General features: G+C 57.7%; 1 protein-coding gene. It reads right to left on the bottom strand.

The features are described from left to right. Nucleotides 1–762, bottom strand: a 762-nt coding sequence (locus NFX52_RS30380; protein WP_156358881.1) for a transposase, incomplete at its 3' end; no start/stop codon positions are given. Nucleotides 763–803: the final 41 nt, after the last annotated feature.

Raw genomic sequence — 803 nt, 5'->3', positions numbered from 1 at the left:
GAAGTACGAGCTACGTGCAAGACCCAACTGTCCAAGGAGCTCAGGCAAGTCATAGTGCTCCTTGAGGGCGTCAATCAGCAGTGTCTTCTCCCGGTTGGACAGGAGCTGTAGATCGACGCCCAGGCCTTTTTTTAACAGTTCATTGGCCTTGTTCAAGAGGTCCTGCTCAAGGCGCAGTTGCCTGACTTCGAGGCGCAGTATCTCAACCTGGCGCTCGAGCTCTTCACGCTCTCGCGCCTGCGGGGATTGATTGGTGTGTTTCATTGATGCGGGTGCCTCACGTCCCAGAAGCTGGTTCTTCCAGTTGTACAACGTTGGCCGGCACACGCCGAGCTTGTCGGCAACGGCCTGTGCACTTTCCTGCCGAGTGCAAAGCTCCATCACTCCCGCTCGCTTCAAGCTCTCGGGGTACCTTCGTTGGCCCACACTGCCAACGACTGCCTTCCTGGTCTCAGGGAAGGCCTCACGAACCCACTTGGTCAGCGTTCCACGACCAGGGTAGCCCAGCGCCCTCATGGTGGCGGCGATGCATCGATCGTGGGTGAGGTAGTGCTCGATGGCTGCAGCCTTCTGCGCCTGCGAGAACTTCGGTTCACGGCCTGCGTAGCCAGCGGACAAGTCGAGCTTGAACTGGTACTCGTTGTACCAACCCTTCAAAGAATTCTTCGTCGGATAGCCCAGCTGCCGTATGGTGGGCCTGACGCGCTTGCCCAGCTTGATGTAGAGCTCAACGGCTCGGATTCGATCTTCGTAGGAATACATGAACTACCTCCTGGTAGTCCAAGTTTTTGTCCGCATCCCCG

The organism is Acidovorax facilis, from assembly GCF_023913775.1.
GTDB lineage: Bacteria > Pseudomonadota > Gammaproteobacteria > Burkholderiales > Burkholderiaceae_C > Acidovorax > Acidovorax facilis.
This window is presented reverse-complemented; position numbering and strand designations above follow the sequence as displayed.